The following is a 16,232-nucleotide window of genomic DNA, read 5'->3' as shown; positions in this document are numbered from 1 at the left end:
ATTGCGCTGCCCACTTTCTAATAACATCACCTGCAAAGCACGCAATGGAAAAAACCCGTCAACAAGAGTTAACACGCTGGCTAAAACAGCAGAGCGTTCTTTCCCGCCGCTGGCTCATGATTTCCCGTCTTCTGGGACTGATCAGTGGTCTGTTGATTGTTGCCCAGGCATGGCTGCTGGCCCGCATTCTCAATCATATGATCATGGAGAACATTCCGCGTGAAGCGCTTCTGCTGCCCTTCATCGTCCTGATCCTGGTTTTCATTCTGCGCGCCTGGGTCGTCTGGCTGCGCGAACGCGTTGGTTTTCATGCGGGGCAGCATATTCGCTACGAAATTCGCCGACAGGTGCTTGATCGTCTTCAGGAAGCCGGGCCCGCATGGATCCAGGGAAAACCAGCCGGAAGCTGGGCAACGTTAATCCTTGAACAGATTGACGATATGCACGACTACTATGCCCGCTACCTTCCGCAGATGGCGCTGGCCGTCTGCGTCCCGCTGCTGATTGTGATAACCATTTTCCCTGTCAACTGGGTGGCAGCGCTGATCCTGCTGGGTACCGCCCCGCTGATCCCCCTGTTTATGGCGATGGTGGGGATGGGAGCGGCCGATGCGAACCGCCGTAACTTCCTTGCGTTGGGTCGCCTGAGCGGCCATTTCCTTGATCGTCTGCGCGGGATGGAGACGTTACGCATTTTTGGCCGGGGTGAAGCCGAAACGGAAAACATTCGCCTGGCGTCGCAGGATTTCCGTCAGCGCACGATGGAAGTGTTACGTCTGGCGTTTCTGTCGTCTGGCGTACTGGAATTCTTTACATCGCTCTCTATCGCCCTCGTGGCGGTCTATTTTGGTTTCTCGTATCTCGGCGCGCTGGATTTTGGTCATTACGGCACGGCGGTAACGCTGTCGGCCGGTTTCCTGGCGCTTATTCTGGCTCCGGAATTTTTCCAGCCGCTTCGCGATCTTGGCACCTTCTACCATGCCAAAGCGCAGGCCGTTGGCGCGGCTGACAGCCTGAAAACGTTCCTGGAGACGCCGTTGGCGCATCCGGAGCGAGGAGAGGTAACGCTGAACGCCAATGAACCCGTGACCATTGAAGCACGTGATTTCTCTATCCTGTCACCGGAAGGGAAAGTGCTGGCTGGCCCACTGAACTTTACCTTACCCGCCGGGCAACGGGTGGTGCTGGTAGGGACCAGTGGTTCAGGGAAAAGCTCGCTGATTAATGCGTTATCCGGTTTTATGGCTTATACCGGCTCACTGCGCATCAACAAAACCGAACTGCGCGATCTCGATCCGAACGCCTGGCGGAAACAGCTCAGTTGGGTGGGGCAAAACCCGCAGCTGCCAGCCCCGACGCTACGGGAAAACGTCCTGCTGGCTCGCCCGGATGCACGTGAAGACGAGTTGCAATCTGTTCTCGACCGCGCCTGGGTCAGCGAGTTTCTGCCGCTGCTTCCGCATGGCGTCGATACCGTTGTCGGCGATCAGTCTGCCGGGTTATCCGTGGGCCAGGCGCAACGCGTGGCGGTCGCCCGCGCGTTGCTTAATCCATGCCAGTTAATGCTGTTGGACGAGCCAGCGGCCAGCCTGGATGCGCACAGTGAACAGCGCGTGATGGCGGCCCTGAACGCCGCCTCGCGGCAGCAAACCACCCTGATGGTCACTCATCAGCTGGAAGGCATTGCCGACTGGGACCAGATCTGGGTCATGGAAAACGGTCGTATTGTTGAGCAAGGCGATTACGCCTCTCTCGTTACCGCGCAGGGCCCCTTCGCTGCCCTGCTGGCGAATCGTCAGGAGGACATCTGATGCGTGCCCTGCTTCCCTATCTCGCGCTCTATAAACGCCACAAATGGATGCTGACGCTGGGCATCGTGCTGGCCATTGTGACCCTGCTTGCCAGCATCGGCCTGCTCACACTTTCCGGCTGGTTCTTGTCTGCCTCTGCCGTGGCGGGGGTTGCCGGGCTCTACAGCTTCAACTACATGCTTCCGGCGGCGGGCGTCCGCGGCACCGCCATTACCCGTACGGCTGGACGGTACTTCGAGCGACTGGTCAGCCATGACGCGACATTCCGCGTGCTGCAACATCTGCGCATTTACACCTTCAGTAAACTGCTGCCCCTCTCCCCTGCCGGACTGGCGCGTTTTCGTCAGGGGGAATTGCTCAACCGTGTGGTTGCGGATGTCGACACCCTGGATCACCTCTACCTGCGCGTGATTTCCCCGATAGTCGGCGCGTTTGTGGTGATTGTGGTGGTCACGCTGGGTCTGTCGGTGCTGGATGTCGCTGTTGCGCTGACGCTGGGCGGGATCATGCTTTTGACGCTCATTATCCTGCCGCCGCTATTTTACCGCGCGGGTAAATCCACCGGAGAGAACCTGACGCGTCTGCGCGGGGAGTACCGCCAGCAGCTTACCTCCTGGTTACAGGGGCAGGCCGAACTGACGATATTTGGCGCCAGCGAGCGCTACCGTGCGCGAATGGAGAATACAGAACTGAACTGGCATGAAGCCCAGCGCCGTCAGTCTGAGCTTACCGCGTTCTCTCAGGCGCTTATGATGTTAATCGGGGGTGTCGCAGTCATCGCCATGCTCTGGATGGCGTCCGGTGGCGTTGGCAATAACGCACAGCCGGGCCCTCTGATTGCCTTGTTCGTATTCTGTGCTCTGGCGGCCTTTGAAGCGCTGGCGCCGGTGACGGGTGCCTTCCAGCATCTCGGCCAGGTCATCGCCTCCGCCCTGCGCATCACGGAGATTGCGGAGCAGGATCCGGAGGTGAAGTTCACCGCAGAGCAAACGGCCACGCCTGAGCAGGTTGCCCTGACGCTCAGTAACGTCACCTTCGCCTATGACAAGCAGGCACAGAATGCGCTGGAAGGCATTAGCCTCGCTGTAGATGCGGGTCAGCGGATTGCGATCCTCGGCCGTACCGGCTGCGGCAAATCCACGCTTTTGCAACTGTTAACGCGAGCCTGGGATCCACAGCAAGGTCAGATTCAGTTTAACGGAACTCCGCTGGCAGACTTCTGCGAACAGGCGCTGCGCAAAACCGTCAGCGTGGTTCCACAGCGCGTTCATCTCTTCAGCGCCACGCTGCGCGATAACCTGCTGCTGGCTGCACCGGAGGCCACTGATGACGTACTCCGCGCCATGCTGGAGCAGGTCGGGCTGCATAAGCTGCTTGAAGACGATGGCCTGAACAGCTGGCTGGGTGAAGGCGGTCGTCAACTCTCTGGCGGTGAACTGCGTCGTCTGGCGATTGCGCGCGCGCTGCTGCATGATGCGCCGCTGATGTTGCTCGACGAGCCCACAGAAGGGCTTGATGCGACAACTGAAAGCCAGATCCTTGATTTACTTACGAATGTTATGGCCGGTAAAACCGTACTGATGGTGACACACCGCCTGCGTGGACTGGCAAGTTTTGATCGGATAATTGTGATGGACAACGGACACATTATTGAGCAAGGTAGTCACGCAGAGCTGTTGACGAAACAGGGTCGCTACTACCAGTTTAAACAGCGTCTGTAGACTATATTTGTAGCGTCCTCACTCGCGTACTGGAGTTTTGCTGTCATGCGCCTGGTCCAGCTTTCTCGTCATAACATTGCGTTCCCGTCGCCAGAGGGAGCGCTGCGTGAACCCAATGGGCTGCTGGCACTTGGCGGCGATCTCAGCCCTGCCCGGCTGCTGATGGCCTACCAGCGCGGCATATTCCCGTGGTTTTCACCTGGTGACCCTATTTTATGGTGGTCTCCCGATCCGCGCGCCGTGCTCTGGCCCACGCAGTTTCACCTGAGCCGCAGCATGAAGCGTTTCCACGCAAAATCACCGTACCGGGTCACATTGAATCACGCCTTCGGTCAGGTGATAGAAGGGTGTGCGGAAGACCGTCATGAGGGGACTTGGATCACCCGCGATATCATCACTGCCTATCATCAACTGCACGAGCTTGGCTACGCCCACTCCATTGAGGTCTGGGAAGGTGGCGAACTTGTTGGCGGTATGTACGGCGTCGCGCAGGGGACGTTGTTCTGCGGTGAGTCGATGTTCTCCCGTGCGGTAAACGCCTCGAAAACGGCCCTGCTGGTTTTCTGCCAGGAGTTTGCTCAGCGCGGCGGGCAGCTGCTGGATTGTCAGGTTCTGAACGAGCATACCGCCTCCCTCGGTGCTGTTGAAATCTCCCGCCGCCACTACATTGAGCACCTGGATAACTGCCGTCAGGAGAAGCTGCCGCGCGATTTTTGGGTACCGCGGACACTCTTTATGCCCAATGTCTAAATGTTTTCCGCATATTTTTTATGAGGGTGTTATAATTATGCCGCAGAGTAGCTTCTGCCTGTTGCCCCGCCGCCGTTTGGGACCTTCGCTTCAGATAACGTCCTGACGTTTATCCTGTTGTATCCCCTTTACGAATGCGCTTTCCGTTCGGTTGTACCGTGACGCTTGGGCAATGCGCCGAAACTGTTTTGCTGCGTTTTAAACGCGCAATTCTTTACTTAATTGATGAATTTCGGCATTATCTTGCCGGTTCAAAACTTGGTAGTGATACCCCAGAGGATTAGATGGCCAAAGAAGACAATATTGAAATGCAGGGTACCGTACTTGATACGTTGCCTAACACCATGTTTCGCGTAGAGCTGGAAAACGGTCACGTGGTAACTGCGCACATCTCCGGTAAAATGCGCAAAAACTATATCCGCATTTTGACGGGCGACAAAGTGACTGTTGAACTGACCCCGTACGACCTGAGCAAAGGCCGCATTGTCTTCCGTAGTCGCTAATTGTTTTCGCCTGTAATGGCAGATGAATATTAAAAAAGGCCGGGATAATCCCGGCCTTTTTTTTATTCATGGCTTCAGTGTTGGTGTATTGTCTTCCACGGTTGTACAGAGGCGCCAATTTATGGCTGTGGATTTATCCAGAACCAACATCGAACGAAACTGGAAAGCGCCTTGCAAAATTCCTCTGCGGCATGATGCCCTCTCCCACCGGGAGAGGGAGAAAAGCAGGCATAAAAAAACCGGGCTATTGCCCGGTTTTTAGACCTACGTAAGAAATCAGTGAGCCGCTTCCGGCTTGTGCTTCGCCGCACTCTGGAAATCGTACGTCAGTTCGTTCTTCGCCTGATCCAGTGCCACCGTCACCTGGCCGCCGTCCACCAGCGAGCCAAACAGCAGTTCGTTCGCCAGCGGTTTCTTCAGGTTGTCCTGAATCACACGCGCCATCGGACGGGCACCCATTGCACGGTCGTAGCCTTTCTCAGCCAGCCAGTTGCGGGCCTCCTGGCTCACTTCCAGCGACACGCCTTTCTGATCTAGCTGAACCTGCAGTTCGACAATGAACTTATCCACCACCTGATGGATCACCTCGGTAGACAGGTGATCGAACCAGATAATGTTGTCCAGGCGGTTGCGGAACTCCGGCGTAAAGATCTTCTTGATCTCCTCCATCGCATCGGTGCTGTTATCCTGGTGGATCAGGCCGATGGATTTACGCTCGGTTTCACGTACCCCGGCGTTGGTGGTCATCACCAGCACCACGTTACGGAAGTCCGCCTTGCGCCCGTTGTTGTCGGTCAGCGTCCCGTTGTCCATCACCTGCAGCAGGATGTTGAACACGTCCGGGTGCGCTTTCTCGATTTCATCGAGCAGCAGTACCGCATGTGGATGCTTGATCACCGCGTCGGTGAGCAGACCGCCCTGGTCAAAGCCCACGTATCCCGGAGGCGCACCAATCAGACGGCTGACGGTGTGACGCTCCATATACTCGGACATATCAAAGCGCAGCAGTTCAATGCCCAGCGCTTTGGAGAGCTGCACCGTTACTTCGGTTTTCCCGACACCGGTTGGACCGGCGAACAGGAACGAACCGACAGGCTTATGCTCATGCCCCAGTCCGGCACGGGCCATCTTGATCGCTTCGGTTAAGGCCTCAATGGCTTTATCCTGACCAAAGACCAGCATCTTCAGACGATTGCCAAGGGTACGCAGCGTGTCGCGATCGCTCTGAGAAACGCTCTTCTCAGGAATGCGCGCGATACGAGCCACTACGGACTCAATATCCGCCACGTTGACGGTTTTCTTACGCTTGCTGGCTGGCATCAGACGCGCACGCGCCCCTGCCTCGTCAATCACGTCAATCGCCTTATCCGGCAAATGGCGATCGTTGATGTATTTCACCGCCAGCTCCACCGCCGCACGCACCGCTTTCGCGGTGTAACGCACGTCGTGGTGCGCTTCATACTTCGGTTTCAGGCCGTTGATGATCTGCACCGTTTCCTCGACGGACGGTTCAGTGACATCGATTTTCTGGAAGCGACGTGCCAGGGCACGATCCTTCTCAAAAATGTTGCTGAACTCCTGGTAAGTGGTCGAGCCAATCACCCGGATCTTGCCGCTGGAGAGCAGCGGTTTGATCAGGTTAGCGGCGTCCACCTGCCCACCCGAAGCGGCACCCGCACCGATGATGGTATGAATTTCATCGATAAACAGGATGCTGTTGGTATCCTGCTCCAGCTGTTTTAACAGCGCCTTGAAGCGTTTTTCAAAATCACCACGGTATTTGGTGCCCGCCAGCAAAGAGCCGATATCCAGCGAGTAGATAGTGCAATCGGCAATCACTTCCGGTACGTCGCCCTGCACAATGCGCCAGGCGAGACCTTCGGCAATCGCGGTTTTACCCACGCCCGATTCCCCCACCAGCAGCGGGTTATTTTTGCGGCGACGGCACAGCACCTGAATCGCGCGCTCCAGCTCTTTATCGCGACCAATCAGCGGGTCGATACCGCCAACGCGAGCAAGCTGATTAAGGTTGGTGGTGAAGTTTTCCATACGATCCTCCCCGCCTGCTTGCTCTTCATTGTTATTGACCTGATTGCTGGGATCCGATGCCTGGTTAGGCTCGTCTTTGCGCGTGCCGTGGGAAATAAAGTTAACCACATCGAGTCGGCTGACTTCGTGTTTGCGCAGCAGGTAGGCCGCCTGCGACTCCTGCTCACTGAAGATGGCGACCAGGACGTTTGCGCCCGTCACTTCGCTACGTCCGGAAGACTGGACGTGGAATACCGCGCGCTGCAGCACACGCTGGAAGCTGAGCGTCGGCTGTGTGTCGCGCTCTTCTTCACTGGCTGGCAGCACCGGTGTCGTTTGTTCGATGAAGGCTTCGAGTTCCTGACGTAGCGCCACCAGATCCACGGAGCAGGCTTCCAGCGCTTCGCGGGCAGATGGGTTGCTAAGCAGTGCGAGCAGTAAATGCTCGACGGTCATAAACTCATGTCGGTGCTCACGCGCTCTGGCGAAAGCCATATTTAAACTGAGTTCCAGTTCTTGATTGAGCATAGGCACCTCCCCCAATTTTATGCCTTATCAGGCCTTTTCCAGCGTACACAGCAACGGATGCTCGTTCTCCCTCGCATAGTCGTTCACCATCGCCACTTTGGTTTCTGCCACCTCGGCGGTAAAGATGCCGCAGATAGCTTTGCCACGATAATGAACGGTAAGCATCAGTTGCGTTGCACGTTCTACATCATAAGAAAAGAACTTTTGTAGCACGTCAATAACAAATTCCATCGGCGTGTAATCATCGTTCATTAACATAACTTTATACATAGATGGCGGTTTTAGCGCGTCACGCACTTTGTCTTCCGCCAGCTGGTCAAAATCCAGCCAGTCGTTGGTCTTACCCATTTTGCATAACCACTTTGAATCTACCTCAGATGTTAGATAACAATCATCTATTACTGTCATCCGCGATGTCTGTCACAAACTGTTGCAATAGCGTTAACTGCTTCAAACTTTGGTTGATTATTGTCCCATCTCCAGCGCCAAACGCTTGACGATGTCTTTCGATTCTCTAAATTGTACAAGCGTGAGATGGCGAGGTTTTGAACAGCCCCCACTCCACCACCGGTTCATTCCATCTTAACTTATAAGATTTACGAAGGATGTCGAAGCATGGAAATGGGTACTGTTAAGTGGTTCAACAACGCCAAAGGGTTTGGCTTCATCTGCCCCGAAGGCGGCGGCGAGGATATATTCGCTCACTATTCCACCATTCAGATGGATGGTTACAGAACGCTCAAAGCCGGGCAGTCCGTCCGGTTCGATGTACATCAGGGACCCAAAGGCAATCACGCAAGCCTTATCGTACCGATTGAAGCAGAAACGGTTGCTTAGCTCTCTGTTTTATTGTGTACATCCCGCAGTCAAAATGCCAGCCCGATCGGCTGGCATTTTTATTTTCGGGTTATTCCCGAGCCAGCGCATCCACCGGATCCAGCCGCGCCGCGTTGCGAGCCGGCAGCCAGCCAAACAAGATGCCGGTAAAGGTCGAACATAAAAATGCGGTAAGAATGGCCACCGGTGAAAACCCAATCTCCCAGCCGGGTAAGAAAATCTGCAGGGCAAAGGCGATCATCATCGACAGCGCAATCCCCATGGCGCCGCCCACCAGACACACCAGCACCGCTTCAATCAAAAATTGCTGCAGCACGTCGCTGGCTCTGGCCCCGACCGCCATGCGAATACCAATTTCCCGGGTACGTTCCGTCACCGAGACCAGCATGATATTCATTACCCCGATACCGCCAACGACCAGCGAAATCACCGCCACCAGCGTGAGGAACAGCTGAAGAGTACGTGTGGTCTTTTCCGCCGTTTTCAAGAGGCCGTCCATATTCCAGGTGAAGAAATCCTTCTTCCCGTGACGCAGGGTTAACAGCCGCTCAAGCTGCTGTTCGGCCAGCGCGCTGTCATAACCCTCCTTGACGCGCACGGTGATGGAGTTCAGCCATGACTGCCCCATAATCCGCCCGGAAATGGTGCTGTACGGTAGCCAGACCCGCAGGATCTTGCTGCTGCCAAACATGGACTGCTTCTCTTCCGCCACGCCAATCACGGTGGCTGGCATGTTCCCTACGAGGATCACTTCGCCCACGACGTTGGTTTTATTGGGGAAGAGCTGTCTGCGCGAGTTCGCGTCCAGTACCACCACCTGCGCCCTGCCCGCCAGCTGTTCGGCGTTGAAGGTCGCCCCTTCGCTGAAGGTCATGCCGTAGACGTTGAAATAATCTCCGCTGACGCCATTCGCGCTGGCAGCAACGTCCACGTTACCCACGCGCAGGCGAAGGTTTTGCGACACGGCAGGAGTCGCCGAATTGACCCACGGCTGTTTCTGAATGGCCGCCAGGTCGTCGTATTTCAACGCCTGCTGATACTGCGGTTCGTCATCACCAAAGTCTTTCCCGGGATAGACGTCAATGGTGTTGGTCCCGATAGCGCGGATATCCGCCAGCACCAGCTGTTTGGCTGCATCGCCCACCACCACAATCGACACCACCGATGCAATACCGATGATGATCCCAAGCATGGTCAGCAGGGTGCGCATTTTATTGGCCGCCATCGCCAGCCAGGCCATGGTCAGCGCCTCGCGAAAACCGCTGGAAAACTGTCCCCAGCCGGTTGCAGCAGGCAAGGCTTCTTTTGGCGCGGCCGCTCTGGACGCACGCGGCGGCGGGTTGCTCACCAGCTCGCCGTCGTGGATCTCGATAATGCGCTCAGCCTGCGCCGCCACCTGCGGATCGTGAGTCACGATAATGACCGTGTGCCCCTGATCGCGAAGCTGATGGAGGATCGCCATCACCTCTTCACCGGAATGGCTGTCGAGCGCTCCGGTGGGTTCATCGGCCAGGATCACCTGACCGCCGTTCATCAGCGCACGGGCAATACTCACGCGCTGCTGCTGACCGCCAGAAAGCTGCGAGGGCTGATAATCTACCCGCTCCGCCAGGCCAAGACGCGTTAACAGCGCCTGCGCCCGCGCAAGGCGTTTCTTGCGCTCCACGCCTGCATAGACCGCCGGGACCTCCACGTTCTGCGCCGCACTCAGGTGAGAGAGCAGATGGTAACGCTGAAAGATAAAGCCGAAGTGTTCCCGACGCAGCTTTGCCAGCGCGTCGCCGTCCAGAGTGGAAACGTCCGTTCCGGCCACGCGGTAGGTACCGCTGGTCGGTTTATCCAGACAGCCAAGAATGTTCATCAGCGTCGATTTACCGGAACCCGACGCGCCAACAATCGCCACCATCTCGCCCGCTTCCACGCGCAGGGAGATGCCCTTCAGCACCTCCACCGGACCATCGCCCGACGGATAGCTGCGACGAATATCAGTCAGCTCAAGCAACGCCGTCATTTCGCCGCTCCGGGCAGGGTTTCGCTGGTGACTACCTCGTCACCCTCTTCCAGCCCTTTCACCACCACCACGTCGGTATCGTTGCGTGCGCCAATCACCACTTCACGCTCGCGCGTTTCGCCGTTGCGTAGCACCTTCACCTTATAGCGGTTATCCCCGGCGGATTCCCCCAGCGCAGAGAGCGGAACAGTCAGCACGTTTTTGACGCCGGTCAGCTGAATATGGACCTGCGCGGTCATATCCAGACGCAGCACGCCCTGCAGGTTGGGGACTTCAAAACGGGCATAGTAGAAGATCGCATCGTTCACTTTTTCCGGCGTGGGCAGAATGTCCTTCAGCACGCCTTCATAGCGCGTCTGCGGATCGCCCAGTACGGTAAACCAGGCGTTCTGCCCCGGCTTAAGATGGATAACATCCGCCTCGGAAACCTGCGCTTTCACCAGCATAGTGCTCATGTCCGCCAGCGTCAGAATGTTCGGCGCCTGTTGGGCGGCAATCACCGTCTGACCCTGAAGCGTGGTGATCTGGGTCACTTCCCCGGCCATGGGCGCCACAATCTTCGTATAATCGAGGTTGGTTTTCGCCGTATCCAGCGAGGCCTGGTTGCGCTTGATTTGCGCGTCAATAGTGCCAATCTGCGCCTGTTTCACCGCCAGTTCGGTGGCGGCCGTGTCGAGATCCTGTTTCGAGATCGCCTGTGTTTTAGCCAGCGCCTGCTGACGCGTCAGGGTCACCTGGGCAAGATTACGTTCCGCCAGCGCCTGCGCACGCTGTGCGCGCAGCTCCATCAGCGTGGCTTCCACTTCCCGGATCTGGTTTTCAGCCTGTTCCGGGTCGATAACGCCGAGCAGCTGCCCCTTTTTCACCTTATCGCCAATCTCAACGGACAGCGTTTTTAACTGCCCGCTAACCTGTGCGCCCACGTCAACCTTGCGCAGCGCATCAAGTTTGCCGGTCGCCAGCACGTTTTGCTGCAATTCACCCGGACGGACGATCAGCGTTTGATACTGCGGAACCGGCGCGTTGAGCACTTGCCATAACCAGTATCCGCCCGCTATCACCACTATCGCCAGCAGCAGAAACCACTTTCTGCGTTTTCCCTTAAGGTTCATAAATATTCCAAATAATTATTCTGGCTTACATCAACGTCGATTCTATCTAAACCACTCCTCAACGAAACCCCTGAATTCAGGAAATGCCTGGATTTGTTGACACAACGTTGACAAAGGGCCTGCTGAAATAACGCCATTCCATAAGAAGCAGGATCTCACATGTCTTCCATCGTCGATACACCGTATTCCACTCTGTCGCAGCCTAAATCCGGCTGGCAGCTGTTTAAAAGTCTGGTCACTGGCGCCATTACGCCGGGCCTGGCATGGCAAAACCCCGCCTATCGACGTAAGTTTGCGCTTCGCACGCTGGCGACGCCGCTCAGCACCGCACGTCTGCTCTCAAGCCTGGCAAAGCAGCCCCGTTTGATGCAAATGCTGCAGGTCCAGCCCGGCCTGCCCTGTCGCCTGCATCGCCCTTGGCTGACCGTGAATATGGATCGCCCGCATGCGCTGGAAGCCCTGAACTGGCACTACCAGACCATGAGTGACCACCTGCCGGCCGCGCTGCACAAAGGCTATCTTTCTAAGCAGGGCGTGACGCTCCTGACCTTAACCGGTAAGGATGAACAGCAGTTTACCGTTCGGTTGTGCGCCGATGCGTTCCTGGATAAAGAGGGAGAAGCTACCCTCTTTTTCAGTGACCATCAGGATACCGTGCTGGCGGAAATAACGTTTACGCTGTGCCCGTTTGAAGGCAAAAGCACGCTCTTTATCGGCGGCCTGCAGGGGGCGAAAGCCCACGTTCCGCATGAGCTGATCCAGAAAGCAACCAAGGCGTGCCATGGCCTTTTCCCGAAACGACTGCTGGTTGAAGCTGTCATGACGCTCGGCAGCGCCTTTCCGGTGGAGCAGATTGTAGCGGTGAGTAATGCCACCCACATCTATCGCAGCTGGCGATATCGCAAGAAAAAAGAGGGGAAACTGCTGGCGGATTACGACAGCTTCTGGATCTCCCTCGGCGGACACAAACAGGATAACGGTAACTTTGAACTGCCGCTTGCCATGCCGCGTAAGTCCATGGAAGAGATTGCCAGTAAAAAACGCGCGGAATATCGCCGCCGCTATGAGCTGCTGGATAGCCTGACAGAGCAGGTCACCCAGGCAACCCGACGTTAATCGGCTTTCCCGCGTGCCAGCCACAGGACGCGGGAGAACATTTTACGCAGCAGCGTAGGCACCGATTCGATCCCTCTCCGCCCTGCTTCTGTTGCCACTTCAATGGCTAAATCCGGTTTTGAAGAGCGGTGGATCGCTTTGGCGATCACGCGCCGCATGTTCATCGGCACATCGACCGGCACCATCGCTATCCTGTGGAACACGTCATCGAACCCCTGGCGGTACATAAAGTGCTCCATGTCCATGGCGGGCAGCATGGTTAAATGATCCCGCTCTTCTTCTCGCTCATCGTTCAACAGGCTGCGCACGGTGGATGCGTATTTTTTACCCGCCTCATCGCCGTCGACCAGCACGTGCCATTCTATGCCCATCCGCCGGGCGAATTTGATCAGCGGCTTTAACCCTGACTGCGCAAACTCGATGACCTTAATCCCCTCCGCATCAAAATGGTGGCCGCACTGGCGCGCCAGCTCGTTGATGACCCAGGTCTCGGTTTCCCCCTCCACCAGAAGCCAGCAGCGGGCAAAAAGCGACGAGGCGCGATTAAAGCGGATATGAAACGCAATACGGCGACCATCCTCGGCATTCATCCCTCCCGGCCCCAGCCGGTAAGCAGAAACGCGCGATGATTCACGCACCAGGCGGCAAACATACTCGACCGGCGTCAGCGACAACAACTCGCCGGAATTGGTGGTGGTAATGCGCTGAAGCGGCAGCAGATTTAACAGGTGCCAGGCAACGGAGAGCATGATGGGATGCAGACGTGTTTCCGGGTCTTCCACCAGCAGCAGCGGACGCGCATCGCGATCCAGACGAACGGTTCCCTTGGCCTGTAGAAGAGTGGAAAACAGCCCCAGCAAAATCACCCGATGAGTGCGTCCGCCGGGCCGGTCGATCATCCGGTTAATGATATCGAGATAGCGCCAGCTTCGTTGCTCATCATGGGACCGACGGCGCATCAGACGATGGCGCGACTGCGAGGTTCCCTGCTCGGAAAAATAGTGCTCCAGCAGTTGCACCATGGCAGAGAGCCCCTGGCGGATTTGCCCATCGGTGAGATTTTGCGGACGCGAAACCAGCTCGCGTGCCAGGAAATCAAGCTCGCGGGCGGTGACTTCTACTTCCGGCATATGCGGCACGGTACCGTTACGGATACGCCGCATAAAACGCGCATCGCGCAAGCGTAGCACCGGCATCAAACGAATCAGATGCCGGGCCAGCTCGTCGATATTGTCCAGCGGTATGGGGTTGCCTTTCTGGTCGAGAAATTCACGCAGGGTCAGCACCCCTTCATTCTCTGACATCTCGCCTTCCAGACGATAAAAAATACGGTGGAAGCCATCATCGCTCTGAACCCAGCACGGTGACATCGGGCGGAAGCGACGCACCCGGTGACGCCCCGGCTCGGATTCGCGGAACGTCAGAATGATATGGAGATGCTTCTCACGGCCGTTGACATCGCCGGGTGGAAACCAGAAATCATCATGAACGAAGTGATACAAATCGCCTTCGGGCGAAAGCAGCAGCGTCAGCGCGTCCAGCAGGCTGGACTTACCCCAGGCGTTCTCGCCGATGAGGACGTTATTCTGCTCCAACTGGAGTGACAGACGGTTTATACCGCGAAACCCGACAATTTCCACACGTTCGAGAAGCATACATCCCCCGAGAAATGATCACTTTTTCCTTTAAGTTATCAGCAGTATAGCGGGAGGATGCCGCGCAGAACACTGTCAGGCCTCCTGATTATTTTGTCTCAGCACGAAAAATTCAGAATTTACGTGCAAGGTTTCATTTGAAATAGTCTCAATAGCACCACAAACTATCGCCCGCAAATTGGACTATGATCTATTCACCTCCAGTTTGAACAAGGATTGACATCACATTGCCTTAAATCAAATTATCCGAATTTATTTAAGTGGCGAAGGGGTGTTGTTGGTTTCTAAAATAATGGCTCTTTGAGTCGTCATCCCTTTATGGCGATATATCCCGCGCGCGGGAAAGCGTGCGGTAGTTAATTGAGGTGGTTATGTTCAGAAAATTAGCAGCAGAATGCTTTGGTACATTCTGGCTGGTGTTTGGTGGCTGCGGTAGTGCCGTTCTGGCAGCAGCATTTCCGGAACTCGGCATTGGTTTTGTCGGCGTCGCGCTGGCATTTGGTTTAACGGTATTAACCATGGCCTTCGCCGTAGGACATATTTCCGGTGGTCATTTTAACCCGGCCGTGACATTAGGCTTATGGGCTGGTGGTCGCTTCCCGGCCAAAGAGGTCATTGGCTATATTGTCGCTCAGGTTGTGGGCGGTATTATTGCTGCCGCGGTGCTGTACGTGATTGCCAGCGGTAAAGCCGGCTTTGACGCCGCAGCCAGCGGTTTTGCTTCCAACGGCTTCGGTGAGCACTCGCCTGGCGGCTACTCTATGCTCTCTGCCATTGTGATTGAAATTGTGCTGACCGCCGGCTTCCTGCTGGTGATCCACGGCGCGACCGACAAATACGCCCCTGCGGGCTTCGCGCCTATCGCCATTGGTCTGGCACTGACGCTTATTCACCTGATCTCCATTCCGGTGACCAACACCTCGGTGAACCCGGCGCGCAGCACCGCCGTCGCCATCTTCCAGGGCGGTTGGGCACTTGAGCAGCTGTGGCTGTTCTGGGTAATGCCGATCGTCGGCGGTATTCTGGGCGGCGTGCTGTATCGCACCCTGCTGGAAAAACGCGATTAATCTTTCCCTCCCTCTCCCTGTGGGAGAGGGCCAGGGTGAGGGCAACAGGCCGGGTAAGGCGCAGCCGACACCCGGCTTTCTTTTGCCGCTTTACTGAACAGCCTTTATTGGGTAGTGTCTCTGGCGCTCAACAGCTACTCACAAGGACCGGTTGTTCATGTTCTCAGGACTCCTCATTATTCTGCTGCCCCTGATTGTGGGCTATCTTATCCCGCTGCATCAGGCATCGGCATTACGGCTTATCAACCGTTTTCTCAGCTGGATTGTTTACGTCATTCTGTTCTTTATGGGGATTAGCCTGGCCTTTCTGGATAACCTGGCGACCAATCTGCTTTCCATCCTGCATTATTCTGCGGTCACTGTTGTGGTTATTTTGCTCTGCAATATCGCCGCCTTATTCTGGCTTGAGCGCACTATTCCGTGGAAAAACCATCACCATCAGGAAAAACTGCCTTCCCGGATTGCGATGGCGCTGGAATCATTAAAACTGTGCGGCGTCGTGGTGCTCGGTTTTGTCCTTGGGCTCACCGGATGGCCTTTTTTGCAGCACGCCACCGAAGCCAGCGAATATACCCTGATCTTCCTGCTGTTCCTTATTGGTATCCAGTTACGCAATAATGGCATGACCCTGAAACAGATTGTCCTGAATCGTCGGGGAATGATTGTTGCCGTTATTGTGGTCGCCAGTTCAATGGTGGCAGGCGTCATTAACGCCTTGATTCTCGACCTGCCGCTCAAAACCGGCCTGGCCATGGCCTCCGGATTTGGCTGGTATTCCCTCTCCGGTATTCTGCTAACCGAGTCGTTTGGCCCTGTTATTGGCAGCGCCGCCTTCTTTAACGACCTGGCGCGGGAGTTAATCGCCATCATGCTGATCCCGGGTCTGGTTCGCCGCAGCCGCTCTACCGCGCTGGGTCTGAGCGGGGCGACGTCGATGGACTTTACCCTGCCGGTATTACAACGCTCTGGCGGGCTGGAAATGGTGCCCGCCGCCATCGTACACGGCTTTATTCTGAGCCTGCTGGTGCCTGTTCTGATGGCCTTTTTCTCCGCCTGATACCTCTCTGGCGGTAGGGTTCCTGCCGCCAAAATT

13 protein-coding genes are annotated in these 16,232 nt (G+C 56.2%); 8 read left to right on the top strand and 5 right to left on the bottom strand.

Annotation, left to right across the window (positions count from 1 at the left end; translation table 11 throughout):
- Window positions 1-44: 44 nt before the first annotated feature.
- The 4 genes from cydD (at window position 45) to infA (ending at window position 4,785) form a co-directional block, all read left to right on the top strand.
- On the top strand, window positions 45-1,811 hold the full coding sequence (gene cydD, locus ACMWKA_RS01765; RefSeq protein WP_013097322.1) for a heme ABC transporter permease/ATP-binding protein CydD: 1,767 nt from the start codon (window positions 45-47) through the stop codon (window positions 1,809-1,811).
- A complete protein-coding gene (gene cydC, locus ACMWKA_RS01760; RefSeq protein ID WP_414759940.1) occupies window positions 1,811-3,532 on the top strand; it encodes a heme ABC transporter ATP-binding protein/permease CydC in 1,722 nt (573 codons plus the stop codon). The genes cydD and cydC overlap by 1 nt, the downstream gene beginning before the upstream one ends.
- 45 nt (window positions 3,533-3,577) lie before the next feature.
- A complete protein-coding gene (aat, locus tag ACMWKA_RS01755) occupies window positions 3,578-4,282 on the top strand; it encodes a leucyl/phenylalanyl-tRNA--protein transferase (RefSeq protein WP_013097324.1) in 705 nt (234 codons plus the stop codon).
- Window positions 4,283-4,566: 284 nt separating this feature from the next.
- Window positions 4,567-4,785 carry a translation initiation factor IF-1 gene (gene infA / locus ACMWKA_RS01750; protein ID WP_002211347.1) on the top strand — a complete coding sequence of 73 codons (219 nt, stop codon included), beginning with the start codon at window positions 4,567-4,569 and terminating at the stop codon, window positions 4,783-4,785.
- A 276-nt stretch (window positions 4,786-5,061) separates the two neighbouring features.
- On the opposite strand, the gene clpA is transcribed toward infA, so the two are convergent.
- Window positions 5,062-7,341, bottom strand: a complete 2,280-nt coding sequence (gene clpA / locus ACMWKA_RS01745; protein ID WP_023622164.1) for an ATP-dependent Clp protease ATP-binding subunit ClpA — start codon at window positions 7,339-7,341, stop codon at window positions 5,062-5,064.
- 27 nt (window positions 7,342-7,368) lie between these two features.
- A complete protein-coding gene (gene clpS, locus ACMWKA_RS01740; RefSeq protein ID WP_006174393.1) occupies window positions 7,369-7,689 on the bottom strand; it encodes an ATP-dependent Clp protease adapter ClpS in 321 nt (106 codons plus the stop codon).
- Between the two features lie 267 nt (window positions 7,690-7,956).
- Between clpS and cspD the strand changes: the two genes are divergently transcribed.
- The gene (gene cspD, locus ACMWKA_RS01735; protein WP_008499993.1) at window positions 7,957-8,178 is read left to right on the top strand and encodes a cold shock-like protein CspD; all 222 of its coding nucleotides are present in this window, start codon (window positions 7,957-7,959) and stop codon (window positions 8,176-8,178) included.
- 70 nt (window positions 8,179-8,248) lie between these two features.
- On the opposite strand, the gene macB is transcribed toward cspD, so the two are convergent.
- Window positions 8,249-10,189 (bottom strand): macrolide ABC transporter ATP-binding protein/permease MacB, encoded by a 1,941-nt coding sequence (macB, locus tag ACMWKA_RS01730; RefSeq protein ID WP_020689930.1) that lies wholly within the window; start codon window positions 10,187-10,189, stop codon window positions 8,249-8,251.
- The gene (gene macA / locus ACMWKA_RS01725; protein ID WP_251999839.1) at window positions 10,186-11,301 is read right to left on the bottom strand and encodes a macrolide transporter subunit MacA; all 1,116 of its coding nucleotides are present in this window, start codon (window positions 11,299-11,301) and stop codon (window positions 10,186-10,188) included. The genes macB and macA overlap by 4 nt, the downstream gene beginning before the upstream one ends.
- A 159-nt stretch (window positions 11,302-11,460) precedes the next feature.
- On the opposite strand from macA, the gene ACMWKA_RS01720 reads away from it, so the two are divergent.
- Window positions 11,461-12,417, top strand: a complete 957-nt coding sequence (locus ACMWKA_RS01720; protein WP_062934918.1) for a VirK/YbjX family protein — start codon at window positions 11,461-11,463, stop codon at window positions 12,415-12,417.
- Here ACMWKA_RS01720 and ACMWKA_RS01715 read toward each other — a convergent pair.
- Window positions 12,414-14,072, bottom strand: a complete 1,659-nt coding sequence (locus ACMWKA_RS01715) for an ATP-dependent endonuclease (RefSeq protein ID WP_013097329.1) — start codon at window positions 14,070-14,072, stop codon at window positions 12,414-12,416. The genes ACMWKA_RS01720 and ACMWKA_RS01715 overlap by 4 nt on opposite strands.
- 371 nt (window positions 14,073-14,443) lie before the next feature.
- Between ACMWKA_RS01715 and aqpZ the strand changes: the two genes are divergently transcribed.
- Both aqpZ and ACMWKA_RS01705 read left to right on the top strand, forming a co-directional pair.
- Window positions 14,444-15,139 (top strand): aquaporin Z, encoded by a 696-nt coding sequence (gene aqpZ / locus ACMWKA_RS01710; protein WP_013097330.1) that lies wholly within the window; start codon window positions 14,444-14,446, stop codon window positions 15,137-15,139.
- 157 nt (window positions 15,140-15,296) lie between these two features.
- The gene (locus ACMWKA_RS01705; RefSeq protein WP_013097331.1) at window positions 15,297-16,196 is read left to right on the top strand and encodes a lysine exporter LysO family protein; all 900 of its coding nucleotides are present in this window, start codon (window positions 15,297-15,299) and stop codon (window positions 16,194-16,196) included.
- The last annotated feature ends 36 nt before the right edge of the window (window positions 16,197-16,232 follow it).

The sequence above is a fragment of the Enterobacter sp. 03-F-07-AD-ECC genome (assembly GCF_047530935.1).
GTDB lineage: Bacteria > Pseudomonadota > Gammaproteobacteria > Enterobacterales > Enterobacteriaceae > Enterobacter > Enterobacter cloacae.
This window is presented reverse-complemented; position numbering and strand designations above follow the sequence as displayed.